This window comes from Limnofasciculus baicalensis BBK-W-15, assembly GCF_024178385.1.
Taxonomy (GTDB): domain Bacteria; phylum Cyanobacteriota; class Cyanobacteriia; order Cyanobacteriales; family Coleofasciculaceae; genus Limnofasciculus; species Limnofasciculus baicalensis.
Map to the genome: position 1 here is coordinate 18,097 of NZ_JAMZMM010000009.1, position 24,522 is coordinate 42,618.

The window sequence follows — 24,522 nt, forward strand, 5'->3', positions numbered from 1 at the left end:
CACTGCTGGTGGCAGCCATATCGAGCAATTAGACTCTTTATTTTAGACTATCAAGTTCACTTCAGTTCGTAGTTGTCACCTGAAATATTGATAAAACTGCTAATTGCTAATCGCTAATTGCTATATTACTAATTTTACAGCAGGTCAGGCACTGTTTATCGTTAATACAAGGGAAAACTGCTTGTTTTGTGGGTCAATGAGTGAGATAACAGTTCTAGTGCGATCCAGATCGCTGCGCTGGAGCCTTGGAGAGCCAATCTCCTCGAGCCTAACATAGTTGAGAGGCGCTAAACCTAAGCGCGACAATGCTTTGAGAGTAGTGACTCTTCGATCCCTCTTGATTTATAAGAAATGTTGAGTTTCTTTAAAATTTATGACTTTATGATAGGGTGGGTTACAAAAAAAGTCAGAATATGACAAATGGAAGTTCCGAGTTGAGTCGGTATCGCAACTTACCCTGAAAAGGAAGACAGTGTATAACCCCAAATCGGCTCTACTTAAGACTTACGCGAAAATGCCAAATCTCACAACAGAGGTAGGAATATCTCCTGCGTAGTTGCCCTTTCAATTCCCCAACGGGAAACACCTTTCAGTTATAGATAAAAAAACATTTTTCTGAGTTAAGCTAATAAAACATTAGTCTTTTTTCAAACAAAAACAAGGTTCTTATAATAACTGAATTGGTGTTATTTATACCTGCAAAGATTCCGAATAGAAAATATTTTTACGGTAGGTTTTTACTATGGCGCACTCATTAATATCAACGGCGACTGAAGATCGTTCTTCTCATAATTCAAGATCGAAGTATCCACTTGGCAATCCTTCATCTGCACCATCTTCCTCCCAATCCTCTACATCAAATGTCCATTCTTTAGCTGTTCTCTGGGCAAAGAAATATCTGGTGTCAGTGGAGGGAAAAGATGAGTCATCCCCACTAAAAAATTCTCATAATCTCAAAGATGTTACATCTGTAGAAGGTAGGAAGCAGACTGCCGAGAAACTGATGGAAAATCTCACCTTAGCCAGCGCACAAGCTTGGACTCAAACAGAAATTTTGTTAGGAAAAGAATTGCGACGACATAAAGTTAACCCTGACTTAGTTAATCCCTTGGAGATTGCTGCCGATACTCGCCATCTCTTTCAAAAAACCCTCGCAGCTTATGGCGAGGAATGTACGCCACGTCGCTTATCTGTAATTGTCGGGAAAGATTTTGGTAAAGTGCGACATAAATATACTTGTGTCGATCGCCGTGCCATTGGCTTTGTGAGTATGCAGTTTCACTATACTGGGGAAAAGTTATTGACTTGGCTTTCTCCTGGGGAACAGCAATTGTGGAAACCTTACCTCAAGGTTATGGACGATCACATGTATATTCCTCTCCATGCTGCCTACGAAGCTGCTGGCAATCATCCCGATAATTCTCCAATTCTAGCTGCTGTTCAGCATTTTCTCCCGATTATTACTAAAATTGCTATTTCGGTTTCCCAACAAGTTTGCCGTCTCAACCCTAATCATAAAACCTACAGCGGTTTCCTTAGCGAGTCTACGGTGAGAATTGCCACCATTCGCGATGTGGAAATGTTTCAGATTTATCTCTGCTTATGCGTTTTGGAAAATGACATTTGTTCGGTACAGCGAGAACTTTTCCCCCTTTGTGTTATGTTATATCCTCGGTTGGGGGTAACCTGGGGACTGGTACAAGAGATGTTAAAAATTATCGGTTGGGAAATGTACAATTCTCTATCTCCTGAAGATATGGCAATCTTTTTACCTTATCTGCGCATTTTGACGGAGATGTTTTCGGGTGAGGTGTTTGATGCTTTGGGAAAGTAATAGATAGGCAATCTGTTACTCTCTTGGCGTTGGGAGAATTATTTTTTTGATCAACCACTAAGACACTAAGACACTAAGACACTAAGAAGCTGATTTTTGGCTGTTTAAATCAAGCTTAAGAGGAATTTGCATATCTAAAACAACAGCAACCCTACAACCTGACTTACTGAGGAATTTCCTGTTTGTGTCACTTCCCTTTGGAGTTGCTCTACACCCCGATTGAGGTAGGTTGTATGGCTCCCGTCTGACTAGCTTAGGAAATATCAGTGTTCTTGGTGAGTGTTGCTGTTGTTTGTTAGTGAGACAGATTGAAAATTGAACAGCCTTTTTGTACCTCTCAACTTGAATGTTTACTGTACTTTGGGTTCTTTCATCGAAGCTCTATAGCTTCACTTTCTAATTTAGCACCTTATTCTCAAAGTAGTCAAAAATGAAATTTAAGTTTACATTCTTGGAGTAAATGCTCTTGAGATTGTGAAATAAAGTTACAATAACTGGGGATCTCGATTAGCACTTGAGAAACCCGGTTTCTTGGCGTAACTTCGGCGAAACCGGGTTTCTTTGCCTTTGGGGATGGGGGGTGGATTTAATTGTTCAAGTTAACCCGACGAAACCCAAAGGCAATCAGCCGCGCGGGGATATCTCGCAGGATGGGTAAGCGTAAGAAGAAAGGCGGGCTAAAGGTTTGAGTTGTATCTAATGCGGCTTTAATAATTCGCTGCTGCATGAGAGACTGGAATCCCTGAATAATCCGTGTGGGTATTTCTCGCTCCTGTTGTACAGCCGCTAAATCACTTACATCTACTGGCTATCTCTAATCCTAATACCAAGTCTCACATTTTCGACTCTCTCCCGAAAAAGATCCAATCGGCAATTGTTACATATCGAGAATTAGCCGAAGTATCTCCCGATATAGTAATTAGATTTGCGATCGCTCGCTTCCTAGAGTTAGAGTTCATTCCTATGCCTGATAGCCACAGCTATACTGAAAGTCGCAGTATCCTCAATGACTTACCAACTTCTCTCCAAACAGAGATTGAGAAATATGCCGCTGAAGATAATATACCACCAGAGTTTGTGGTAGAGCTAGCGATCGGTAACAGTAGCGTAAATATCAAGCAACAATGCTTACCTCACTTGCCAAATTAAATAAGCTCCCCAAGTTGCAGCACTAAAAGCTAAAATTGTCAACCATATCGGATAGTAAGCTTTACTCATTTTACCTCCAGAAGTTCGTAGGGTTTCTAAGTCAATCCAAGGTGTTGCACCGCGACGAAACCATCCTGTTATTGTTATTTGTTCTCCGATTAAATCGCTGGGGCGGTGTCGCTGAGGTAGCAAGTTTCCGAATGCGCCGAGATAGGAAAAGAGGTGGAGTTTGATTAAGCCTGTGGGGGTTTGTAAAGTTAAATCTGTTCCTAACCAGTTGAGTAAACTATTACGCCCTAGGAGTTTCCCGGTTAATTGGATAGGTTTGCTATCGGGAGGGAGGGTATGAGGATTGGCTAATAATTCGCCTAGGTTTGGTTGATTAATAACTGTGCCTGGTTTGATATCGGGAAAGTAATTGTTAATCCAGAATAATATAGTGAGACTGAAGGCGATTAAAATGCAGGCATCGAGGAAGGAATTGGCATTGTGGAGCCAAATTAGTTGCCAGATATTCAGCCAGTCGCAAATTATCCCAATTAACCAGAGGATACCTCTGAATAAAATACCCAATATCAGTCCATAGAATAGGGCGCTGTGGAATAGGGGTAATGCTTTGTAGCCGTTTAGTAGTTTGGCTAGCCGTGCAGTATTATTGCGAATTGGTGGAGTGGGGGTGGGTAAGTCTAATTCTGTACCGATTTTCCAGTGGTGGGAGTATCGGGCTATGCTATTTAAGCGATCGCCAATTAGGGGATGTGATGCTGTAATACTTAACCAGTCGCGGTATGGGTTGGTGCAATCCCAGTGTAATATTGCTTCAAAGGATATTTGTCCGGAACAACTGCTCAAGGGGATGGCTTGTTGATATCCTATGGGTAGCAATAAGTCAAGGCTTTCTAAAATACTGCTGGTTTGTCTGGAGGTTTGGATATCTTCGGTAATTCCGATGGCAATTTTCAGTAAGGCGCGAGTTAATCCGTTGGGATTTCCGGTGGTTTCGATGGCGGTGCGATCGCTATAATAAATTCTAATTCTGGAAAGCCATAGTAGGGGCAATCTTAGCAGATAGTAAGTACAGTAGCCTAAAGATGCGATCGCGCTGCTTATCCCCAGAATTATCGGTGGTAAAAGTTTCCGATAGGCGGGTAGTTTCCTATCGATTAGTTGGGATAAGTCTTCTCCCCATTTGCTGACTTGCCAATATATAAGATAAGGAATTTGGATGGCTAAGGTAAAAAGAGATATTAAGATAAAATCCCGGTGAATAATATGCCCTAACTCACCTCCATAAATAGTGGCTATTTCATCCTCTGTTAACTGAGATAATAATCCTTCACTGACAACAATTCGGGCTGTGCGAGGTAGATTACCATAGGTTATGGCTAGAGGTGCATTTGTGGGTAATATTTCTAAAGTTGGTAAGGGAAGATGGCGTTGGCGGCAAAAACGCTGTACCATTTTTGCTGCTTCTGGAGAATGAGAGGTAAGTTGACTGAGGGAAAAGGGTTGTAAACCGTAAAACTGCTTTAAGATTCTATCCATTAACCAGGGTAAGAAAATTAGTAGCAGTGTCAGAATTACCCATAAAGTTGGGGTAGGATCTCGGTAAAATAGTTGGATTGGTTCTAAAAAGGGCAACTTTACCAAAATATTATTAGTTGTCCCCATGAGGAATTGTATCCAAAAACGGAGTAAGTAAAAAAATGCGATCGCACTGCCAATTTCCACACACCACAATTGGAATAATTTAGGGGGTTTGGCAGGTTTCCAACTTTCTGCACGTCCTAGGTTACGGAATCTAGGGCTAGTTGTAAAGAGGGAGGGTGTAGACGGTGGAGTGTAGGCTACCGGAAGTTGGGATGAGGTTTGCGGTAGTGGTTGTTGGGGAATAGGAGGTTTCTTTTGAGATTTCCCTCCAGAAAATAAACGCTGCGCCGAATTCCCTAACCACTGTGGAATGTTTGAAGTATTTGGTGATGATGGGGGTGTTTCGTTTAAGGGGACAAATCCTGTCGGGTTAGTGGTGGGGGGAAACTGAGTCGTCAGTTGAGTCAAGGTATTAGTTGCCCAGGATCTAACTTCGGGGTTAGGATCGTCAGTGAGAATTTGGCAAATTGCGATCGCTTTTCGTCCATCACCCACCCGCTGATAGGCTGTCACTAGCCCCACGGCAGCGCGGGAAATGAGGGATTCGTCTAATTCCAACTCGCAGACACCAGACAGATGTGCGATGGCGAGGGCATAATCGCCCTGTTGTAGGGCTGTCATACCGATATCGAGGGAAGGATTGGGAATTGAGTTCATAATCTTTATTTAATAGGGGGGGATATCCTGTAATAGTAATTCCGATTGGGCAAACCCAAACAAGATTACCCATTGGAATCCAGATTGTTGGAAAGCCTTGGAGAAAGATAGAATTGTTTGCGATTGGATCTATTTATAAGTTACATTTATAGTTTCAGGAGAAAACTGACTTATGGATCTGATTATCGATACACAAGTACTTTCATACCGCTTTAAAGGTATTGAGAAGGATATTCATAGCAAAAGTTTAGCAATTTCATCAATTACGGCTAATGAGTTTTTAATAACTCAGCATAAAGACTCAGAACAACCTGACTACTATATTATTCATCCAGCTAGATACCCAGGATTAGACGGCTCTAATATTCCCGATGAATTTACAAACCCTAAATGGGCAAAAATGGGTAATCGTCGAACAGATCATGTAATTATTGATTTTGGAAATCAGTTCTCAGCGTATCGAGAATTTGGAAATGAGGCAATTTCCGAAATTATCAATGAAAATAAATGATGTTACAGAGTATTGAGCTGGAAATTGCGATCGAGGAATTATATCGGGGTGTAAGTTTAGGGCGATAATCTGACGGGTGCTTCCTATAGGATGGAATTACGATCCAGTTATTTTGAGAATCCTGAAAAAATATGCTAATCTTAAAATTAAAAGTAGAGGAAAGTTCTCATGGCTGAAAATACAGTGAAAGTAGACATCTCATTTCAATCACTCCTGGAAGCTATTTCGTCACTAGGAATTGCTGAAAGATACAAGATTTGGGAATTTTTGGAAGCTGAATTATTCCCGAATGAGGACGATTCTCCAGAAGACATTGCCGAAATTCAAGCAGCCCGTGCTGACTACAACGCTGGAGACTACACAACTTTCGATCGATATATGGCACAAAGGGCAAATAAATCGACATGACTTACACCATCCTCATCCCTAAAGTTGTGCAAAAGCAGCTAGATGTTCTGCCCAATGATGTCTACGAGCGTATCGCTGTAAAAATCTTGCAACTTGCCGAAAACCCGCGCCCAGATGTGGTAGTCAAGCTGAAAGGCACTGATAATGAGTACCGTATTCGGATCGGTGATTACCGCGTTCGTTATGAAATCCGCGACAAAGAACTCATCATTCTCCTATTACAATGCAAGCATCGAAAAGATGTTTATAAAAGTTGAAATTGGCAAAACCAGGCGAATTTTAACTCTGTACTGGACAAATATGGAACTCGTTTATGAGCCACTTCCTGCCTGCGCCTAGCCTGCAAATAATACTTTACAGAGTATTGAGATTGACTGAAGCGCGATCGCATTCTGCGGTGTTGGCATGATAGTAAGTTAATGCTGCGTAGACTTCGGCGAGGGTGAGATGGCCGATGCGATCGCAAATCTCTTCAGCATTCAATCCTCGCTTGTACCAGGTTACAATCCGACGAACGGTAACGCCTTTACCGAGGATGTGGGGACATCCACCATGCAATCCGGGAGTGCGTGTAATGAGCGTACCAATATCAATAGATACTGCTGTGGTCATAAACTATGGAAGTTTGAAGGGACTGATCTTTATTAGAGTATAATCATAATTATGAAGACGTTACACGAGTATGATGTTGTTGCCTTGAACGAACAAATAATACCTGGTAGTGGCTCGAAAATCGCTACAATTAAGCTATCCAATTTGCCTGCAATACTATGATTGCCATTCCCTCTGGATTTAGCCCCGAAGAGTACCTTTCCATCGAACATGAGAATACGATCCGACATGAATATCGGCGCGGTTTAGTCTACGCAATGGCGGGAGGTAGCGACGATCATAGCCGTCTCGCGATTAATTTATTAACGCTGATTAATTTTCACCTGCGTGATGGAGAATGTCAGTTTTTTTCCGGTGATGTCAAGGTGAATTATGCGGCTGAGTTTTTCTATTATCCCGATGCGTTTGTGACGTGCGATCCGCGAGATAAGAACGATCGCTATGTGAAGCGCTATCCTAAGTTGATTGCTGAGGTGCTGTCTCCTTCGACTAAAAAGTTCGATCGCACTGATAAGTTTGAGGATTATCAACAGTTGGAATCATTGGAAGAGTATGTTTTAATCTCGCAGGATGAGATGTGCGTGGAGTGTCGCCGTCGGGTGAAAGATGGGGGTGGGGAACGTTGGGAAACGGTGGTTTATTGTGCGGGTGATTTAGTCATGTTACAGAGTATTGAGCTGGAAATTGCGATCGCAGAATTATATCGGGGTGTGAGTTTGGAGCGATAAATGAAGTAAGCTAGAGACAAAGGTTTCAAAATAGATGAAAACTCCATAGCAGAGTGCGAGGCGTTATAATTAAAAATGCAAAATTCCAAATGGAATATACAGAGGACTTGGGAGTATGAGGAGATATGCAAATTGTTTGGACAAAACACGCCCAGGAGCGTCAGCTACAATGGGAGGAGCGATTGAAAATCACCAGGGAAGAGGTTGAAGCGGCTGTCACCAATCCTCAACAGATTGTCGTGGAAGAGGATGTTTTGGTGGCTCAAATTAAACGAGGTAATGGTCTTCTTAGAGTACCCTTTGTTGAAATTGGCAAAACCAGGCGAATTTTAACTCTGTACTGGACAAATCAAGTTAATCGATATTGGCAGGAGAATCCCAATGAAAGTTAAATACGATGCAGAAGCAGACATTCTGATTTTTATCTTCCGTGATGCGTTTCCAACCAATGCTATTTCTGAACCTGGAGGTGTGATTGTCAGTTATGACGAAACTGACGAACCTGTTACTATCGAATTTCTCAATGCCTCCAAACGTCAACTGTTTAATCCTCAAGATCTGATACTAACGATCGCAACTTAGTTGATGTGCTTTATCGAGGTGGCACGGCAATATTGTCAGCTTAATAAGTGAGGATACTATAATAACGTTAAACGAATATGATGTTGTTGCCTTGACCGCAGAAATTCAGGCAATCCACAAAGAAACCTCTGGGCCGATTTTGCTCCGACATGGACAAGTTGGCACGATTCTCATGAGCTTTGACAATCGCGCTTATCTAGTAGATTTTGCTGATGCTCAAGGCAATACCTATGCAATGGAAACTGTTCCCTCAGAAAAACTCATGCAACTCGTTTATGAGCCACTTCCTGCCTACGCCTAGCCTACAAATAATACTTTACACAGTATTGAGCTGGAAATTGCGATCGCAGAATTATATCGCGGTGTGAGTTTGGAGCGGCAAATGAAGTAAGCTAGAGACAAAGGTTTCAAAATAGATGAAAACTCCATAGAGGGAAACTGGCTATGAATTGGAAAGCATACATTCACTCAAATCCTAAAATTCTGCTTGGCAAGCCTGTAATTAAGGGAACACGAATATCAGTAGAGTTTATTCTAGGGTTGTTTTCAGAAGGTTGGACAGAACAACAAATTATAGAAAACTACCCAACGCTTAATCATGAATCTATCCAAGCTGTATTTGCTTTCGCGGCTGAATGTCTGAAAGAAGACGTATTTTATACACCTTTACTCTTTGCTGAGGCAAGTTAATGCGGTTTCTGGCAAATGAAAACTTTCCACTGCTTAGTGTACGAATTCTACGACAAGCGGATCTGGAAGTCGCTTCTATTACCGAGGATTCTCCAGGAATTGAGGATTCCGAGGTTTTGGTTCGTGCGGCGGATGAGCAACGGGTAATTTTGACGTTTGATCGCGATTACGGTGAACTCATTTATCGCTTGCGGCTGCCTTCACCAAGAGGTGTCATTTATTTGCGGTTTCGTCCTCACGCACCAGAAGAACCAGCATCAATATTGTTAAATTTATTACAAACCGAAGGATTGCAATTTGAGGAATGGTTTACGGTGGTGGAGCGCGATCAAATTCGTCAACGCCCGCTACCATAGTTATTGAAACTGCGATCGCTGTTGCAGTTGTGGCGATCGCAGAATTATATCGGGGTGTGAGTTTGGAGCGATAACGGTTTGCGGTGCTGGAACGCGATATAACTATTTTGAAAGTTTTGAAGAAATATGCTAAATATAAAATTAAAAGTGAAGGAAAGTTTTGATGACTGAGAATGCCGTGAAAGTAGATATCTCATTTCAATCACTGGAAGCTATTTCGTCAGATTGACTTAAGTGCGATCGATCGGTTTCTGAGGTAGTGTAGCAATCTACCAAATTTTACTTTTAGTTTTTTCATATCGAAGCATAGGAAGATTTTATGGCTGGTACAACTGTATGGGATCAATTGTCAAACGAGATGTCAAAAAGTGACGATAGTAAGTTTAAGGACAAAGTAATTTCGCTTTTACGAATATTAGATCCTTCTTTTGAAGAATGTTCAGATATTCCAGGAGCGGATTTTGTTGTAAGGTCTAGTGAAGATAAGCTTGACTGGGTAGTACAGTGTCAGGCTTTTGATGTTGAGTTCGATTTGGATGAGAATCACGCTTTACAAATTGTTTCTACAACAGAAGCATTTATAAGTGAAGGATTTAGATGCGATAGATATTGGGTACTGCATAATCATCAGAATGGGAGGCGTGGGCGAGGGAAATTCAGTCATTTTTTAGGTAAAATTGAAGAATATAAAGCAAGCTTAGAAGCCTCTGGCAATATCAATAATTTTCGATTATTACAACGTCAAGAGTTTCTTGACAAAGCAGAAAATGAATTTAGAAGTACATTAACCTGTTTACTTCAAGAATATTCACGTCGATACAGACTAGACATAGAAAACAAGCTTGAGTTTGGAAAATACTATGTTCCTAACGTACCTGCTGAGGAATCTGAGATTAGCTTTAGAGAGCATGAGCCTATCCCTAATGTCAAACAAGTACCAAGTAATGGAAATCAGAGTGTTTCCGAACTTGTTATTTCTGAGAGAAAAGATATTATCTGGACTTTGATGCACGGAGAAGCTGGTGCAGGTAAAACAACTACAGCTCTCTATACTGCAACCACAGCAAATAAAATAGTATTTTTCATCAACTGTGATATCTTGAATTTCTATTCATTACGTTCAGGGACTAACTTCTTATTAGAGCATATTCTCAGAATGTTAAATATTTTAGAAGAATTTGAAGATGAAACGGATAGAGAGTTATTGTACTCGCTCTCAGGTGCAACCTTGGGAAAAACGATTGAACACTCAGAGAAACATATCCTTGTGTTCGATGGTTTAGATGAAAATAGATTTTATTCAGATCCCAGTAGTGAAGGGATCAAGCGTTTAAGTGATAGGCTATCAGATATTCACTGCCCAATTATTTTAGTGACTAGGACATCGCATTTTGAAGAAAGTTTATTCAGCGAATTAGTGACTGTGAATAATAGCAGAGGGGGAGCTAAAGCTCGTAGGAAAGCAAGAGCTTTAAAACTAGATATCTGGTCGAGCGATCATATTTTGCAGTTAATTGATAAAATTATGGAGGACTACAAAAAAAATCTCCCAGATAGTGAAAATTCTCCAAGAATTTTAGATGGTGAAAGTTTCTTAAAAATTCAAAAATTTAGATGTCTTTTTTTAGATGAATCATACAGAGATTTTTACGGTGAGTTACCTCTCAACCCACTTTTTTTACAATTTATACTGTCTGATGTCGTTGAACGGGATATTCAGCCAGTAAACAGACCAACTTTGATATATCAGTGGGTTCGACGAAAAATATATCGAGACATTGAAAAAGATAATCGTCCTTTTATTATTGAAAAAAAATCTGCAAAGGATTTAACGTCGTCAGAGCGTAGTGAGCGAAATGTTCAAGTAGACAAAATTTTATATATTATGGAACTTGTATCAAAAGATATGACTTTGGGTCGTGAAGATGGTACATTCGTCCTAAAAGATTTGACAGACTCTCAAAAAGTAGAAGAGTTTGCAGCAAAAATTTTTCAGGTAGATAGAGTAAGAATTATAGATGTACTTTTGAATTCTGTTCTGACATCTCATGCAACATTGACTCGTGAGAAATATCGTTCGACGAAGCAGAAAATCACATTTATATTCAAAATCTTACAGGAGTATTTTCTAGCATTATTTTTGGTTAGAAATAATGAAGATTTCTCGCGATATCCTAAAAGTATAATATCTTTTTGTGAAGAAATCATAAAAACCGATCCTGAAGAAGAATTATGGATGTATCTTAGAGAAAACTTTGATTTTTCGCAAGGAAATACACTTATGATTGATAATCAGCGATATGGTTTGAATCCCTTATTTGGGTGCAAAAACCCAGATCGGAAGGGCGATATTATTTTTGTTCATGGCTTGATGGGTCATGCTACGAAGACTTGGCATCCTAGCGAAAAGGACGATCCAGATTCATGTTGGTTAGGATGGCTTGCCAAAGATCAAAAGCTATCAGAACTAGGAATTTGGACATATGGATATGAAGCAGAGCCTTCCGCTTGGAAAGGTAAAGGAATACCTCTGTTCGATCAATCAAGTCCTCTATTAGATTACTTGGATAGCCAAGAGTTAGGAGACAAACCTATTATTTTTATTACTCACAGTTTAGGCGGTCTCTTAGTTAAAAAGATGCTGGAATCTGCTGACAAGTATCCCCAATCTCAAAAATTTATTCACCAAACAAAAGGGATTGTGTTCTTGGCAACTCCACATCAGGGTGCACATCTAGCTGAGTTAATCAAAAATATTGGTACTTTGTTCGCACGTCTTGAACCCATCGTTAACGATCTTAAAGCTAATGAGCATAATCTACGATCACTTAATGAAACATACAGGCAAAAATGCCGTAGTTGGTGTATTGAAACTAAGGTATATTTTGAAACAGAAGCAGTGTTCGGAGTGAAAGTAGTTGAAGAAATGAGTGCAGATCCAGGACTTTTAGACGTAAAACCATTTGCAGTTCAGGGAGCCAATCACATTTCTATTGCCAAGCCTGAGTCTGAAAATTCGCAAGTATACATAGGAGTTAGAAAGTTTATAAAGGACTCCTTGAATATACCTGCAAAAATTCCTTTGAATTTGCCTGATAAAGTTACCAAAATTATTGAGGTTGATGACGTTTGCCAGAACGAATTCAAGCGGCTCTGATCGCGCGTGCTGCGGAAATTGAATATCCGATCGCAGCGACGATCGCCATTTCGATCGCCAGTTTTCTCGACACAGAAGCATTAGGTTTCGTAGATTGCAAACCAGGAGGCGGGCAGTAAAATCGATAAGTCACAGGCGATGAAGTTTTTGATAAGGTGAAAGCCCGATCGCTAAAATGATGAATAGATGTTGCTGCCAAGATAACCATGACCACCATCACCCTCAACCTCTCTCCCGAACTCGAACATCAGATCCGCACTGAAGCATCTCGACAGGGCGTTGAACCCCATCGCTACATCCTCAACGCCCTACAAGAACACCTCCAGCCTAGACTTCCAACCACCCAACCTACTGAAGCCGACTTGCTGCAACAAATTAACATCGGCTTTTCTGCAAAAACCTGGGAAGAATATCATGCCCTCATCACCAAGCGTCATGCCGAAACCCTGACTCCCGAAGAACACGAACAACTGATTCAAATGAGCGATCGCCTTGAACAACTCAATGTTACCCGCATTCAAGCCTTAATTCAACTCGCAACCTTCCGTAACCAACCTCTGACAGATCTGATGCAAACCCTCGGCATCAATCCTCATCCCGATATCGTTGATTATGTCTGAATCTCGCCTCACACAGCAGCAACGACAATTCATTAAACAACGCGCCAATGGTTGCTGTGAGTATTGTCTCAGCCAAGCTAAATTCTCTTCAGATCCCTTCTCCATTGAACACATTATCCCTCGCTCCAAAAGTGGCACCAGTGATTTGGATAATCTGGCGATCGCTTGTCAAGGGTGCAACAATTTTAAATACAGTCATATTCGAGTCATCGATATCCTAGAGTTGCTATAATAAAACTAAATCAACCGTAGGAAAAACATTTGCTTTTATAATGACAGATGTCGCCAGCGGGTTGAAGAGAATGGACTCGCTTCACGCTGCACTTTTCATTAAGGTTATCTCAATCTGGCTGTTTTGCCACCATCAGAAGTCGCATCAATTATTGCAGCGGGCGGCTTCGATTCACCTGTGCTGTTCTTTCAGAATCTAATAACTTATGCTTGGTACGCCAGACGCAATACTATTCCTCGATCTTATGGATAACACGAAAAGGGTTCATTGAACCTCACCAAACTATTATGCAAGCAACCAATCTAAAATTCTTGCCACCTGCATTGAGATCGAGAAACTATCGCCTCTTTGTTGCAGGACAGAGTATCTCGCTCATCGGGACATGGATGACTCAAATTGCTACTGTATGGCTGGTTTATCACCTCACTAATTCGGCTCTAATGTTGGGAGTAGTTGGATTTACCAGTCAAATTCCCAACTTATTATTGACACCCTTTGGGGGCGTATTTGCCGATCGATTCTCGCGTCATCGGATCTTAATCGGTACGCAGATTCTGGCAATGGTGCAATCATTAACCCTCGCGGCCTTAGCTTTATCTGGTGTCATCCAAATTTGGCAGATCTTAGTATTAAGCTTGTTTCAAGGAATAATTAACGCAATAGATGCACCAGCTCGACAAGTATTTGTCACCGAATTGGTCGATCGCCGCGAAGATTTAGCTAATGCGATCGCGATTAACTCAACGATGTTTAATGGGGCACGATTAATTGGTCCAGCAATTGGCGGATTACTCATTGCCCAAATTGGTGAAGCTTACTGTTTCCTGATTGATGGGGTCAGTTATATTGCCGTAATCGCGGCTTTATTAGCGATGAGATTCAAGCCTAAGCAAATGCCAGTCATGAAAGGTAATCCAATCCAAATCATTAAAGAAGGATTTGATTATGCTTTTAGTTCTCCGCCGATTCGCGCCATTTTATTACTATCATCTCTAGTTAGCTTGATGGGGACGCAATATGTCGTAATCATGCCAGTTTTTGCAGATAAAATTCTCAATGGTGATGCCCAAACACTCGGAATGTTGATGGCAGCATCAGGTATTGGTGCTTTAGCTGGAGCTATCTATTTAGTTACTAAAAGAACAGTCATCGGACTAGGTAGGCTAATGATTATCGGTCCAGCAATTTTAGGTATCGGTTTAATTGTTTTTGCTTTGTCACGTTTTTTACCACTGTCTTTATTAGCAATGTTACCGATCGGCTTGGGTACAATTTTACAAATGGCCGCAGGCAATACAGTTTTACAAACAATTGTAGATGATGATAAACGCGGGCGAGTAATGAGCTTGTATACCATGTCATTTTTAGGAATAACTCCCTTCGGTAGTCTTTTAGGCGGAACTTTAGCAGATCGAATCGGTGCGACTAATACCTTAATTCTTGCTGGTATTGCTTGTATTTTAGCTTCGCTATTCTTCCGCAGGCAATTACGAGCCTTAAAGAAAACTGTTTACAACATTTATCAACAAAAAGGGATCGATCTGGGGTCGGAGATCCGGAGGAATTAAATTTTGATTGATTTTAATACTATCTTTTTAGGCTGCCTATCGTAGTTAATCATTTCCAGCATTCTACCCGATCGCCAAAGCTCAAATATTCAATTTGAGAGATAGTTCCGAGCGAAAAAATATCTTAGAGTATAAGTAGAGATGGTAGTAGTTCAGGCGATAGCATCAAAAGAAATATAACAACCGCGCTGCAAAGGTGTCAAAGTTTACGGTATACTTCGTTAACGCACCCTACAAGAGCAGCGATCTATCTCTCTACCTCACGTTAAGCTAAAAACAGACAACAGAGAGTAAACCTAGGCAAAAGGTTAATATTAATGGTTGCGATCGCCCAAAAAACCCTTTCCTTCGAGGAATTTCTTAACTGGGATGACAAATCCGGTAGGTCATTCGAGCTAGTCAAAGGAGTTGCCATGCCCCTGAGTGAACCCACAGCGAAACATGAGGATGTCGTGGATGGTTTATGTCGTCTCTTGGTGGAGCATTGCCAATCCTTGAACCTTCCCTACATTCCTCGACAAAGTAAACAAGTAAGATTGAACGCTATCCCTGGCGAAAGTGAATCAAGTCGTAAAGCTGACATTGTGGTATTTGCGAAGGAAGAATGGGTGAGAATGCGTCAAATTTCTGCCTCTGCTGCTGCTTATATTCCACCTCCCTTGGCGATCGAAGTTGTTAGTACGAATTGGCGGGATGATTACCGGATCAAATTGAATGAGTATGAAACATTAGGAATCCTGGAGTATTGGATTGTTGATTATGCAGGGTTGGGAGGCGTTCAGTATATTGGCTCTCCAAAACAGTCTACGGTAACCGTTAACCGCTTAATCGATGGTGAATATCAGGCACAGCGATATCAAGGAGAAGCCACTATTGTTTCTCCAACATTTCCTCAGTTAGTATTAACGATAGCTCAAATTGTTGCGATGACAGAAGTTTAGTGTTTGCAACTTAGCAGTCATTCTGATTTTTATCTTATGTCTAACCCTATGCCTGCCAGAGATATTTACCATGACGCAGTAAAATCAGCCCTTATTAAAGACAATTGGGTAATCGTTGCCGATCCTTATCGCATTCAGTGCCAAGATATTGATTTATCCGCCGATATTGCTGATGCAAGACCAATCGCTGCTGAACGAGAAGGTCATAAAATTGTTGTTGATATCGAATGTTTTGTAGGACGCTCCTTAATGACCGATTTTCACCTGGCACTAGGCAGATATAAGCTCTATCAAATGCTACTGGAAAAAACTGCACCCGAATATGACCTTTACCTAGCTATTGATGACATTACATACATCAATTTTTTCAGGCGTGAGGGGATTGATTTTCTGGTGCGCTCCAGTAAAATCAAGATCTTTGTTGTGAAGATAGATGAACAGGAGATTGTGCAATGGATAAGCTAAATCAGTATCGCCAAATTATCGAAAAAATTCTGTCCGAATATCGAGATTGGGCGGCAGGTGCGAATCAAATTGGCGTACAGGAATGTGTTTCCTTCGATCGAGAACATGACCATTATTTCTGGTTTCATGTTGGTTGGGATGGCAAGCGGCGAGATTTTGGAGTGACAGTCTACCTCAAAATTGAGCAAGGAAAAATTTGGATTGAAGAAGATTGGACTAAACAGGGCATCGCCAACGAGTTATTAGATGCTGGAGTTCCTCCCGAAGACATTGTTCTCGGCTTTCAGCATCCCAGTAAGCGCCCCCTCACTGAATTTGCGATGGCTTCGCCCAACCCAGGCATCGGATGAGCATTAGTATACGATACAAGTAATGACGCTCACTATTCCCGCGAGCCTGCCAATCAGTATCGAACTCATTTTACTCAACTTACTCTTTAATTTCATCAAAACTTTACTATAATTTGTTCATTACTTCACATTTCACCCTTTAATCTCTGTGGAAACTTGGATATACTGAAACAGTGAAGGATTCGATCGTGCATGAAAACCCTGATGATCCCTCATCAGTTCTGACTGTTATTTCATTTTAATCTTTGGCAGCAACTAAGGCATTGTAGTTTTTAGCACTGACTGCAAACTGCTAGGGAGCGGTATTGCCGTGGCATCAATTTCCAGGGCAAATCCTTCAGGTTTTACATTGCTTATTGTTGCTTAAATAGCAGGAGTAATTTACTCCTGTCAGGGATATTTTTTGTCAAAAATGAAATAACTATCAATTCATATCTACCACAGGGTTTTCTTGACGTAGCATCTATCTGTAGCAGATTTAACCTGCTATCAATACCAACTTCAAGTTTATAAGGGTTCTGAAATGTTGAGCTTTGTTGCTAAATCCTGCCTAGGTATCGCTAGTCTTTCAGCTATTTTCTCTTTTTTCTCTTTCGTTACTCCCTCTGCCTCTGCCTTGAGTATTAATGGAAATAACGTTGAAAACATCACCTCTGGCGATATTGGACAATCCTTTGCTATTTCTTTTGGTGGTAATATAAGCGGGAAGGATCAAGCTGGATTATCCTCTGAGGCTATATTGAAACTATCCGGATTTGAAACAGTCACCAAAGTAATTAATGGTATCAATAAGCAGGTGACTGAAGTGAAGTTTGATATCCTTCTGGGCAATACCTCTGACAAAACTATTGTGTCGAGTAGAACATCTGGCTTTGGATTTGACGTTAGCCAAACCCTATTGGGTGCAACAATTACAGGGATTGACTCCAAAACCTCGCCCCTTTTTGCTAAGGCTAATTTGGATAGTAAAATGTTTGAAGGGAATAAGGGAAATTCCAGCCTTTGCTTTAGCGATAATACAAATAACTGTAGAGGTGGGCAAAATGGTGGGGTGACAACTGGTAATAAAGGCAGCTTTTCAACTTCCTTTTATTTAGATTCGTCTGTTAAAAAGATTAACCTGAATAATTTCGGAGTTCGCTATCAGAGTATCGATTTGACTAGTACTACAAAATTTGATGGTCAAAGTGGAACGGGTTATCCTCTAAAAGTTGCTCCAAAGGGTAGTAAGAATTGGGAAGATTGTAAGGATTCTCAGTTGTGGTAATTTAACAAATAACAAATAACCAACAACAAAAGCATGAAAAATCGGTGAAGCTGAGACAGTCTTGCGAAAAGGTAAATCTTTGTTAAGATGAAAGGAGGAATTTAAGGGAGTCTGATAGAACTCAAATAGATTACAGGGTATCCTCTGGCAAAAATAAATCTACCGGGTTCAATTCAGTATTTCCTTTAAAAAAGTAAATACCATAAAAAAATATGCAGACTTTACCAGCTATTTTGACTCCTTGGCAGCGCCTGAAGAATAGAGAAATAAGTTATGAAGAAGCACTGAGGATGTTGGTAGACGATCGGGGGAACATTAATCTAGAATTACTTGATGCCGAAGTACATAGTCGCTTCTTTCGACAAGTGCCCAATCGTAGTGCTTTGCCTCCAGTCATTCCTCTATTACTTTGGCGTGGTTGTTACTGCTTGGGGAGTCCAGTTAGTCTTAAAGAAGAAGATATCCAAAATTTGAGCGATCGCACTCTCACTGAGATTAACATTATTCCCATTTCTGAGAAGAGTTATCGCGCTTGGCATCTCAGCCAAACCTTTAATGGCAATAGTATCACATCTGCTACCCCAATTAATCCCCTGACGGGAAAGACGGAACAAGAAGATATCAATGAAGTTACCGAATTATATCTTAAGAAAGCCAACGACCAAATTAGTCGAATTAAAACTATTATGTCCGGTGCGCTGCGGAATCGTGCTAGCGATATTCACTTAGAACCCACACCGGAAGGTTTAAAAGTTCGCTATCGAATTGATGGTATTCTCCGAGATATTACTACTTTATCACCAGATCTGAGTCGCCCCTGTGTAGTTGCTCTTAAAGTTATGTCCAATATGGATATTGCTGAAAGTCGCCGCCCCCAAGATGGGAGAATTGGCGAAAATTATACTTCTGGAGAGGAGACAGATTTGGGGTTGGATATGCGAGTCAGTACTCTCCCTTGTATGGGTGGCGAGAAAGTAGTAATTCGGTTATTGCCCCGCCGCAACCCATTTTCTGGGATGGAAGAGTTGGGATTTTCTCCTAATAAGTTGAATATCTACAAAGGTTGGTTAAAGGAACCTCAAGGAATGGTAATTCTCACTGGTCCAACGGGTTCTGGTAAAACTAGTACTCTGTACAATTCTTTGCAGGCGATCGCAACTGAAAATGTTAATGTGGTCACAGTAGAAGATCCGGTAGAATATGTGTTACCTCGGATTACCCAAACCCAGGTAAATGAAATGGCGGGGATGACTTTTGCCGCCGGATTGAGAGCAATTTTACGGCAAGATCCAGATATTATTATGGTAGGAGAAATTCGGGATAGTGAAACAGCAGAAACCGCAATTCGTGCGGCACTAACTGGACATTTAGTCTTAACTACTCTACATACTAATGATGCGGTAAGTGCGATTCCACGTCTGAAAGATATTGGTCACGATCCCGGTTTAGTTAGTGATGCTTTATTGGGAATAGTCGGACAACGTTTAGTCCGGAAAATTTGCCCTCATTGTGCTGAACCATATAAGCCAACAGATGGAGATTTGAAGAAGTTAGGGTTATTGAGGGAAGAAGCCAATCCGAAGGCTTGGCGTTGTGGGAAAGGTTGTGCGAAGTGTTTTAATTCTGGTTATTTGGGAAGAGAAGCGATTGTGGAATTGCTGAATATTGATGATACAGTGCGGCAGCTTATTTATGAAGGGACGATGACTCAGTTACACCAATATTTAGGTGAAATTAAGTTTCATTCATTTCGGATGGCGGCGATTGAGAAGGTGACAACTGGGGTGACAACTATACAGGAAGTTTTGCGGGTTTTGCCTCATAGTGCTTTGTATCGGAAGTATGGGTAGTGGGGAGTGGGGTGTTGGGATATAAGCATGGAACAACCCCTCCCCTAAGAGGAGAGGGGAGTAAGATTTCTGGCTCCCCTCTCCTCTATCCACTGGGGAGTGTTAAAGAATCAGCCTTCTAAATCAGGAGTTACGCATAAGTCGTCAGAAACTCGGTTTCTTCCTCAACCTTAATCGTCTAAACCCACGATTTTCTGTAGAAACCGGGTTTGTTTGCGTAACTCCTATAAATATTACTCCAGACGCTAATTCAGTATTTTTACTCACAAGTCAATCCCGGATCGCAGAAACTTTATCAAAATAAATGGTGATTCCATCAATAAAATTACCGAAAACTTACAGAAATTTGACAGAAAATCAACATATTAGTTAAAACACACAATCTTATTTCATGCAATCTTTATCCGGAATACCTGAGTCATTGTCCTCAAAGAATTAAGCCAAATGGCGTAGGCAATATCAGCAAGAATACTGATGAAAAACTTTGAAAAAAAAAATACATTATTGATATGTGAGCGAAACATTATCTTTTCAATAAAAGAAGATGTTTTATTTGACAACAAGTTCGGTACTATTCCTTATATATCAAGGGTGACAAACCTTTTTACAAGGTTTTCTGTTAGCAAGATCTACTAGGTTGATTAATCGTCTAAAACCATAAAGTTCTGCTGAACTGATCGTGGTGTGGGCAAATGTCTGTCAATTACATTAAGGAATTAAACTATAACTATGAAGGCAACTATCAAACGTTTAACATCTGCGATCGCAGCCACTTCAATCCTTACATTCAGCGCCTTGGGTGTAAAAGTTGAAAATGCCAGTATTCAGCCACTACAAGCAGTTGCTCAAACAGTTTCTTGTAACACAATTCGCCCAGTTAGTACCTTTTTTGCAACAGCCGCATCATCGGGTGTTAATATTCGTTCTGGTCCTTCATTAACTGCTTCTATTGTTGGTCGGTTAGCCCCCAATGAACGCCGAGATTTTGATGCCTGGACTTATGGTGATATAGTTAACGATCTTTGGCTAAATCGTCCCGATGCGCGGTGGTATCGACTCAAGGGTACAAATTACTGGGTTGCTAGTGGTGTCGTGTATGGAAATCCAAATCCTGCACCTCCAACATTGTGTTCCAATAGTGGCAACTTTTTCCGAAACCCAGAAGCATTTTTCCAATGGGCTAACGGACAAAGAGGTATTCGTCGATTAGATAGAAATGACTTACAAGGTCAATGTGTTACTTTGATCGCCCGCTATGTCCAAGAAGTCTTTATGGCTTCTAACGAACGAACTATTTCGCGGGCTTACAATCACGGTTATGGCACGGCTGGGACACTTGCAAATAATGCACCTTTCAATCAATATTTCGGTTCTTATATCAGACCTTCTGCTACCTCAGATTTACCCAGACGTGGTGCTGTAATTTCTTTCCCAGGTCCAGATACCAGATACGGACATGTAGGAATAGTCATGGAAGTGCAACGACTCTCCAATGGACAGCGACAAGTGAAGATATTGGAATCTAACTGGGACAATAAAGCTGAAAATAGCACTGTAAGAATCAGCGGTTGGATCAACATTCCTAGCTCTAATAGCTATGGCGGAACCAATGGCTGGACTAATCCTCGATAAATCTATTATCTTACAGTCAGAAGTCGGGTTTCTTCAAGAAACCCGACTTCTCAACCCCTGCTAGTGAAGCCGATCGCTTTATAAACAATATAATATCAAGGTAACACCATGCTAAAATTTTTCTATCTAACTCTTTTTGTATCTATCACCTTAATTTCCCACACCCAGAAACCCAGTTTCGCCAATAAACCTGACTTACCACACCCTCCTATAAGCGCACAACTCTCCAGAACTTCACCAGAGCAACTTATCTCAAATTCTGACACCGATACGCCAGCCTGCTACATTGAAACACCAGATGGTAGTACTGTAGATCTCAGTAATATTTGTGGAAAACAACCTGAAAACCCAGCGGTTCAACCTACTAATAATTGTGTCCAAATTACCGATCCACAACGTAGAGCATTAATTGCTGAATCCTGCAGTAATGATGGTAATTGTTTAGCCAATTTGGGATGCCAACAGCCACCACCACCAATGTATTTGCCTAAAGATGGCTCTACACCGGGGTAGTCTGAGAGAGATTATTATTTTAATAATACTTCTGTCTTTCCCTAGAAAGGTCGTTATAGACGTTAATTCCCTATAAATTATGTTAAAATATTTAGGACTTACGCAGTTATGCTATCAGTAGGGTGCGTTATGTAACGCACCCTACTATATATGGAGTTTAGTGACAGATTTTGCGTAAGTCCTGATTCCGTGACGAATAATCTCCGTTTTATCCTTGATACAAGTGTCATTGTAAGTGAGTATAGTTACTATAACTAGTAGCCATCAACTCGTACAGAAAAAAAATACGATGCCTCTGGCGGGTGAAGGCATCGCACTCCTCTCACCCAATCTTACCTATCAAGACAAAAACAACCCATGTCTTACAGCGACTTTACCCTGGATGACTTAAAAAGCCAATTCAACCTAACCCTTCAAGAAAGAGTTGAATTATTCCCGTCAATCGCACCCATTTCTCCCAGTGCGCTTTTAACAGAAACTCTAGAAGAAAATATTCAGCTTGCCTTAGAAATAGACACAGAAAAAGCCAGGTCTGAATTAATTATTGCACCAATCCTAGTCGAAATACGCAAGCATTTTCAACGTCAAATCAGCCTCTTCTCTGGCACAGAATTCAATATCGATAAAACCAAAGGATTAAGTGGTAGATGTGATTTCATCATCAGTCATTCTCCCGAACAATTAATCGTGACTGCGCCAGTAGCAACTATAGTAGAAGCTAAAAACGATAACATTAAATCTGGTATCCCGCAGTCCATTGCCGAAATGCTAGCCGCTCAACTATTTAATCAACAAAAAAATAACAACATTCCCTGTATTTATGGCATAATCACTACAGGTAGTATCTGGAAATTTATCAAACTAGTCGAAAATCAAGTTTATCTGGAATCAAGAGAACATTTTATTAATAATCTAGAATTAATTCTCGGTATCTTATCCCAGATTATTGACACCACTCGCCCAAATCATTAGCCTAGCCAGACTTGACTTTATCACTTGCACCAATCTCAATTGGGCGGTTGTAGACGCGATCGCGGCTTCCCGAAGGGTAACCGCAGCTACACAGACAAAACCCGCCTGCGCGGGTTCTGAAACCCTTGATTTTTCCTTAGTCTGCGGAGGCAGACTTTGTTTGTGTAGCCGCGATTTCCAATCGCCCAGGCTTATTGCTCCCCACCTCCCGATACGGCATCCGCTGTTCCATTCCCCTAATCCAAATCGCTCTCCATCACAACCGCGATCGCAGATTTGGCATTATCCTGAAATTCCTGAATATTCACCCGCCGCAGCAATATAATTGCCGTAATCATCCCCACCGCTTGCAAAATAAAAACCAATCCATAAGCCAACCAAGGCTCGGTAAATAAAACCTTCCCCAAATTCAAAACCGCCCCACCCAAAACCGTAGCAAATCCCCTCGCCATCGCTTGGGATAATCCCCAAGCCCCAATAAAAGTACCCGCCACTTCCGCCGCTGTCAAATCCAACATTAAACTAGTCGCCGCCGCAGTAAGTACGCCAGAAGCTAAACCAAAACATAGTAAGCTAGACTTCAGCAACCCAGGATTAGCAGAGAATCCTGCCATAATAAATAATACCGAACATACTGCTGCTGCTGTACACCCCGCTGTAATAGTTTTTTGCTTACCCAATCTTGGTAAAATCAAGAAGCCAGTGATACTAATCCCAATTAAAGTACCCATTCCGAAAGGTACATTCAATTTAGTAGTTTCCGAGATACACATCCCGAATACTTCCCCACCGAATGGTTCCATTATCGCATCTTGGGTGAATAAACTTAAAGTTAATACTAACAAGAAGCTAAAAAATATACCAGTTTGACGGTTAGCAGTTAACACCCGCAGCGCCCGCACAAAAGTAATTTGCTCTTCTCTTGCAACTAAAGTAGAACGGGAATTATATCGTGAATATTTCTTCTCAATACCAATAGTTCCCAGCCAAGATAATCCCAGTACAATCCCTGGCATAATCGTAAATACTGGATTAATCGTAGCTCTTAATTTTGCGATATCGGCAAGAGGTGCAGATTGAGATGGATCGTAAGATAAAATTTCATTACCACAAATTTCCGGCTGTGCCAGTAATTTTGAACTAATAATAGCACCCACGACAATTCCCACCATCAACATTGACCAAACAACCGCAATCAGTTGAGATCGATTATCCTCATCCGTAACATCTACCAATAAAGCCGCAAATGGGGTGGAGCTAGCACTAAGAGCTATACCGTAGAGGGCAAAAACAAAGGCGACTACGAGTGCCCAACCATAGCTTTGGATACCCCAACCCGTCGCTTGGATGCTACCACCGAGTTGCCAGATCGCTTGTAGGGCGATGAAAGATAAAGTAGTAAAAGCTGCAACCCCTAGCCAAACATAGCCAGTGCGATGGTAACCTAATATTGGTCTAGCATCGGACATCTGACCAAACCACACCCGCGCTGGGCTGACAAATTGGGACATTGCGATGGCAGCCCCAGCGATGAAGGGCAATACTTTCAACTCATCAATCATCACCCGATTCAATACTCCTAGAGTCAGGAGCGACATGATTCCTAATCCCATCTGGAATAAACCCAGACGAAACATAGTCAGGAGGTTAATTTTGGGCATTTTCGGTTTTTTTTGATCGGAAACTGTCTTACTATAGTAAGCGGTTTGTTATATTCACTTCCAATAAAGTAGTGCTGCAGTACTACTCATAATCCGTTTCACTGCTAATAAAGTAGT

28 protein-coding genes are annotated in these 24,522 nt (G+C 41.1%); 23 read left to right on the forward strand and 5 right to left on the reverse strand.

Annotated elements, in window-relative coordinates:
- Positions 1-742 precede the first annotated feature (742 nt).
- Complete coding sequence (locus NJ959_RS01875; RefSeq protein ID WP_254010039.1) at positions 743-1,834, forward strand: hypothetical protein; 1,092 nt, start codon at positions 743-745, stop codon at positions 1,832-1,834.
- A gap of 586 nt (positions 1,835-2,420) precedes the next feature.
- Here the strand turns inward: NJ959_RS01875 and NJ959_RS01880 are convergent.
- Positions 2,421-2,561 (reverse strand): hypothetical protein, encoded by a 141-nt coding sequence (locus NJ959_RS01880; RefSeq protein ID WP_254010040.1) that lies wholly within the window; start codon positions 2,559-2,561, stop codon positions 2,421-2,423.
- Between the two features lie 26 nt (positions 2,562-2,587).
- Here NJ959_RS01880 and NJ959_RS01885 point away from each other — a divergent pair, with 26 nt between their 5' ends.
- Positions 2,588-2,983 carry a hypothetical protein gene (locus NJ959_RS01885; RefSeq protein ID WP_254010041.1) on the forward strand — a complete coding sequence of 132 codons (396 nt, stop codon included), beginning with the start codon at positions 2,588-2,590 and terminating at the stop codon, positions 2,981-2,983.
- On the opposite strand, the gene NJ959_RS01890 is transcribed toward NJ959_RS01885, so the two are convergent.
- Positions 2,963-5,290, reverse strand: coding sequence for a M48 family metalloprotease (locus tag NJ959_RS01890; RefSeq protein WP_254010042.1), 2,328 nt, complete (start codon positions 5,288-5,290; stop codon positions 2,963-2,965). The genes NJ959_RS01885 and NJ959_RS01890 overlap by 21 nt on opposite strands.
- Positions 5,291-5,462: 172 nt before the next feature.
- Here NJ959_RS01890 and NJ959_RS01900 point away from each other — a divergent pair, with 172 nt between their 5' ends.
- The 3 genes from NJ959_RS01900 to NJ959_RS01910 all read left to right on the forward strand — a co-directional run bounded on the left by NJ959_RS01900 (position 5,463) and on the right by NJ959_RS01910 (position 6,466).
- The gene (locus NJ959_RS01900; protein WP_254010043.1) at positions 5,463-5,801 is read left to right on the forward strand and encodes a hypothetical protein; all 339 of its coding nucleotides are present in this window, start codon (positions 5,463-5,465) and stop codon (positions 5,799-5,801) included.
- Positions 5,802-5,969: 168 nt separating this feature from the next.
- Positions 5,970-6,209: a hypothetical protein gene (locus NJ959_RS01905; RefSeq protein ID WP_254010044.1), complete on the forward strand. Its 240-nt coding sequence runs from the start codon at positions 5,970-5,972 to the stop codon at positions 6,207-6,209.
- A complete protein-coding gene (locus NJ959_RS01910; RefSeq protein ID WP_254010045.1) occupies positions 6,206-6,466 on the forward strand; it encodes a type II toxin-antitoxin system RelE family toxin in 261 nt (86 codons plus the stop codon). The genes NJ959_RS01905 and NJ959_RS01910 overlap by 4 nt, the downstream gene beginning before the upstream one ends.
- A 97-nt stretch (positions 6,467-6,563) precedes the next feature.
- Here the strand turns inward: NJ959_RS01910 and NJ959_RS01915 are convergent, their stop codons facing one another.
- On the reverse strand, positions 6,564-6,821 hold the full coding sequence (locus NJ959_RS01915; protein ID WP_254010046.1) for a DUF433 domain-containing protein: 258 nt from the start codon (positions 6,819-6,821) through the stop codon (positions 6,564-6,566).
- Positions 6,822-6,979: 158 nt separating this feature from the next.
- Between NJ959_RS01915 and NJ959_RS01920 the strand changes: the two genes are divergently transcribed.
- The 7 genes from NJ959_RS01920 (at position 6,980) to NJ959_RS01950 (ending at position 12,334) form a co-directional block, all read left to right on the forward strand.
- Positions 6,980-7,549 carry a Uma2 family endonuclease gene (locus NJ959_RS01920; protein ID WP_254010047.1) on the forward strand — a complete coding sequence of 190 codons (570 nt, stop codon included), beginning with the start codon at positions 6,980-6,982 and terminating at the stop codon, positions 7,547-7,549.
- Between the two features lie 125 nt (positions 7,550-7,674).
- Positions 7,675-7,941 (forward strand): DUF4258 domain-containing protein, encoded by a 267-nt coding sequence (locus NJ959_RS01925; protein WP_254010048.1) that lies wholly within the window; start codon positions 7,675-7,677, stop codon positions 7,939-7,941.
- Positions 7,931-8,131 carry a DUF2283 domain-containing protein gene (locus NJ959_RS01930; RefSeq protein WP_254010049.1) on the forward strand — a complete coding sequence of 67 codons (201 nt, stop codon included), beginning with the start codon at positions 7,931-7,933 and terminating at the stop codon, positions 8,129-8,131. The genes NJ959_RS01925 and NJ959_RS01930 overlap by 11 nt, the downstream gene beginning before the upstream one ends.
- A gap of 61 nt (positions 8,132-8,192) precedes the next feature.
- Entirely contained in the window at positions 8,193-8,432 is a 240-nt protein-coding gene (locus tag NJ959_RS01935) for a DUF4926 domain-containing protein (RefSeq protein WP_309242535.1), read from the forward strand.
- Positions 8,433-8,575: 143 nt separating this feature from the next.
- Complete coding sequence (locus tag NJ959_RS01940) at positions 8,576-8,821, forward strand: DUF433 domain-containing protein (RefSeq protein WP_254010051.1); 246 nt, start codon at positions 8,576-8,578, stop codon at positions 8,819-8,821.
- The gene (locus NJ959_RS01945; protein ID WP_254010052.1) at positions 8,821-9,177 is read left to right on the forward strand and encodes a DUF5615 family PIN-like protein; all 357 of its coding nucleotides are present in this window, start codon (positions 8,821-8,823) and stop codon (positions 9,175-9,177) included. The genes NJ959_RS01940 and NJ959_RS01945 overlap by 1 nt, the downstream gene beginning before the upstream one ends.
- A gap of 319 nt (positions 9,178-9,496) precedes the next feature.
- The gene (locus NJ959_RS01950; protein ID WP_254010053.1) at positions 9,497-12,334 is read left to right on the forward strand and encodes a lipase family protein; all 2,838 of its coding nucleotides are present in this window, start codon (positions 9,497-9,499) and stop codon (positions 12,332-12,334) included.
- Here the strand turns inward: NJ959_RS01950 and NJ959_RS01955 are convergent.
- A complete protein-coding gene (locus NJ959_RS01955; protein WP_254010054.1) occupies positions 12,321-12,542 on the reverse strand; it encodes a hypothetical protein in 222 nt (73 codons plus the stop codon). The genes NJ959_RS01950 and NJ959_RS01955 overlap by 14 nt on opposite strands.
- Here NJ959_RS01955 and NJ959_RS01960 point away from each other — a divergent pair.
- The 11 genes from NJ959_RS01960 to NJ959_RS02010 all read left to right on the forward strand — a co-directional run bounded on the left by NJ959_RS01960 (position 12,541) and on the right by NJ959_RS02010 (position 22,744).
- Positions 12,541-12,954, forward strand: a complete 414-nt coding sequence (locus NJ959_RS01960) for a hypothetical protein (protein WP_254010055.1) — start codon at positions 12,541-12,543, stop codon at positions 12,952-12,954. The genes NJ959_RS01955 and NJ959_RS01960 overlap by 2 nt on opposite strands.
- Entirely contained in the window at positions 12,947-13,186 is a 240-nt protein-coding gene (locus NJ959_RS01965) for an HNH endonuclease (protein ID WP_254010056.1), read from the forward strand. Before NJ959_RS01960 ends, NJ959_RS01965 begins: the two co-directional genes overlap by 8 nt.
- Positions 13,187-13,473: 287 nt before the next feature.
- Positions 13,474-14,754, forward strand: a complete 1,281-nt coding sequence (locus NJ959_RS01970; protein WP_254010057.1) for an MFS transporter — start codon at positions 13,474-13,476, stop codon at positions 14,752-14,754.
- 317 nt (positions 14,755-15,071) lie between these two features.
- On the forward strand, positions 15,072-15,695 hold the full coding sequence (locus NJ959_RS01975; protein WP_254010058.1) for a Uma2 family endonuclease: 624 nt from the start codon (positions 15,072-15,074) through the stop codon (positions 15,693-15,695).
- Positions 15,696-15,731: 36 nt separating this feature from the next.
- Positions 15,732-16,160 (forward strand): XisH family protein, encoded by a 429-nt coding sequence (locus tag NJ959_RS01980; protein WP_254010059.1) that lies wholly within the window; start codon positions 15,732-15,734, stop codon positions 16,158-16,160.
- On the forward strand, positions 16,148-16,510 hold the full coding sequence (locus NJ959_RS01985; protein ID WP_254010060.1) for a XisI protein: 363 nt from the start codon (positions 16,148-16,150) through the stop codon (positions 16,508-16,510). Before NJ959_RS01980 ends, NJ959_RS01985 begins: the two co-directional genes overlap by 13 nt.
- A gap of 523 nt (positions 16,511-17,033) precedes the next feature.
- Positions 17,034-17,777, forward strand: a complete 744-nt coding sequence (locus NJ959_RS01990; RefSeq protein WP_254010061.1) for a cistern family PEP-CTERM protein — start codon at positions 17,034-17,036, stop codon at positions 17,775-17,777.
- Between the two features lie 212 nt (positions 17,778-17,989).
- Positions 17,990-19,627: a GspE/PulE family protein gene (locus NJ959_RS01995; protein ID WP_254010062.1), complete on the forward strand. Its 1,638-nt coding sequence runs from the start codon at positions 17,990-17,992 to the stop codon at positions 19,625-19,627.
- 729 nt (positions 19,628-20,356) lie between these two features.
- A complete protein-coding gene (locus tag NJ959_RS02000) occupies positions 20,357-21,259 on the forward strand; it encodes a CHAP domain-containing protein (protein WP_254010063.1) in 903 nt (300 codons plus the stop codon).
- Between the two features lie 108 nt (positions 21,260-21,367).
- Positions 21,368-21,772, forward strand: a complete 405-nt coding sequence (locus tag NJ959_RS02005; protein WP_254010064.1) for a hypothetical protein — start codon at positions 21,368-21,370, stop codon at positions 21,770-21,772.
- A 357-nt stretch (positions 21,773-22,129) separates the two neighbouring features.
- The gene (locus tag NJ959_RS02010; RefSeq protein WP_254010065.1) at positions 22,130-22,744 is read left to right on the forward strand and encodes a hypothetical protein; all 615 of its coding nucleotides are present in this window, start codon (positions 22,130-22,132) and stop codon (positions 22,742-22,744) included.
- 236 nt (positions 22,745-22,980) lie between these two features.
- Here the strand turns inward: NJ959_RS02010 and NJ959_RS02015 are convergent, their stop codons facing one another.
- A complete protein-coding gene (locus NJ959_RS02015; protein ID WP_254010066.1) occupies positions 22,981-24,405 on the reverse strand; it encodes a BCD family MFS transporter in 1,425 nt (474 codons plus the stop codon).
- Positions 24,406-24,522: the final 117 nt, after the last annotated feature.

What these genes read in the sequence shown, in the direction of transcription:
- NJ959_RS01925 (WP_254010048.1), top strand. Translation starts at nt 7,675, where the DNA reads ATGCAAATTGTTTGGACAAAACACGCCCAGGAGCGTCAGCTACAATGG.
- NJ959_RS01900 (WP_254010043.1), top strand. Translation starts at nt 5,463, where the DNA reads ATGGATCTGATTATCGATACACAAGTACTTTCATACCGCTTTAAAGGT.
- NJ959_RS01875 (WP_254010039.1), top strand. Translation starts at nt 743, where the DNA reads ATGGCGCACTCATTAATATCAACGGCGACTGAAGATCGTTCTTCTCAT.
- NJ959_RS01905 (WP_254010044.1), top strand. Translation starts at nt 5,970, where the DNA reads ATGGCTGAAAATACAGTGAAAGTAGACATCTCATTTCAATCACTCCTG.
- NJ959_RS01950 (WP_254010053.1), top strand. Translation starts at nt 9,497, where the DNA reads ATGGCTGGTACAACTGTATGGGATCAATTGTCAAACGAGATGTCAAAA.
- NJ959_RS01970 (WP_254010057.1), top strand. Translation starts at nt 13,474, where the DNA reads ATGCAAGCAACCAATCTAAAATTCTTGCCACCTGCATTGAGATCGAGA.
- NJ959_RS01940 (WP_254010051.1), top strand. Translation starts at nt 8,576, where the DNA reads ATGAATTGGAAAGCATACATTCACTCAAATCCTAAAATTCTGCTTGGC.
- NJ959_RS01890 (WP_254010042.1), bottom strand. Translation starts at nt 5,290, where the DNA reads ATGAACTCAATTCCCAATCCTTCCCTCGATATCGGTATGACAGCCCTA.
- NJ959_RS02000 (WP_254010063.1), top strand. Translation starts at nt 20,357, where the DNA reads ATGAAGGCAACTATCAAACGTTTAACATCTGCGATCGCAGCCACTTCA.
- NJ959_RS01995 (WP_254010062.1), top strand. Translation starts at nt 17,990, where the DNA reads ATGCAGACTTTACCAGCTATTTTGACTCCTTGGCAGCGCCTGAAGAAT.
- NJ959_RS01990 (WP_254010061.1), top strand. Translation starts at nt 17,034, where the DNA reads ATGTTGAGCTTTGTTGCTAAATCCTGCCTAGGTATCGCTAGTCTTTCA.
- NJ959_RS01975 (WP_254010058.1), top strand. Translation starts at nt 15,072, where the DNA reads ATGGTTGCGATCGCCCAAAAAACCCTTTCCTTCGAGGAATTTCTTAAC.
- NJ959_RS02010 (WP_254010065.1), top strand. Translation starts at nt 22,130, where the DNA reads ATGTCTTACAGCGACTTTACCCTGGATGACTTAAAAAGCCAATTCAAC.
- NJ959_RS02015 (WP_254010066.1), bottom strand. Translation starts at nt 24,405, where the DNA reads ATGCCCAAAATTAACCTCCTGACTATGTTTCGTCTGGGTTTATTCCAG.
- NJ959_RS01915 (WP_254010046.1), bottom strand. Translation starts at nt 6,821, where the DNA reads ATGACCACAGCAGTATCTATTGATATTGGTACGCTCATTACACGCACT.
- NJ959_RS01965 (WP_254010056.1), top strand. Translation starts at nt 12,947, where the DNA reads ATGTCTGAATCTCGCCTCACACAGCAGCAACGACAATTCATTAAACAA.
- NJ959_RS01880 (WP_254010040.1), bottom strand. Translation starts at nt 2,561, where the DNA reads ATGCAGCAGCGAATTATTAAAGCCGCATTAGATACAACTCAAACCTTT.
- NJ959_RS01985 (WP_254010060.1), top strand. Translation starts at nt 16,148, where the DNA reads ATGGATAAGCTAAATCAGTATCGCCAAATTATCGAAAAAATTCTGTCC.
- NJ959_RS01920 (WP_254010047.1), top strand. Translation starts at nt 6,980, where the DNA reads ATGATTGCCATTCCCTCTGGATTTAGCCCCGAAGAGTACCTTTCCATC.
- NJ959_RS01910 (WP_254010045.1), top strand. Translation starts at nt 6,206, where the DNA reads ATGACTTACACCATCCTCATCCCTAAAGTTGTGCAAAAGCAGCTAGAT.
- NJ959_RS02005 (WP_254010064.1), top strand. Translation starts at nt 21,368, where the DNA reads ATGCTAAAATTTTTCTATCTAACTCTTTTTGTATCTATCACCTTAATT.
- NJ959_RS01930 (WP_254010049.1), top strand. Translation starts at nt 7,931, where the DNA reads ATGAAAGTTAAATACGATGCAGAAGCAGACATTCTGATTTTTATCTTC.
- NJ959_RS01955 (WP_254010054.1), bottom strand. Translation starts at nt 12,542, where the DNA reads ATGGTTATCTTGGCAGCAACATCTATTCATCATTTTAGCGATCGGGCT.
- NJ959_RS01960 (WP_254010055.1), top strand. Translation starts at nt 12,541, where the DNA reads ATGACCACCATCACCCTCAACCTCTCTCCCGAACTCGAACATCAGATC.
- NJ959_RS01945 (WP_254010052.1), top strand. Translation starts at nt 8,821, where the DNA reads ATGCGGTTTCTGGCAAATGAAAACTTTCCACTGCTTAGTGTACGAATT.
- NJ959_RS01980 (WP_254010059.1), top strand. Translation starts at nt 15,732, where the DNA reads ATGTCTAACCCTATGCCTGCCAGAGATATTTACCATGACGCAGTAAAA.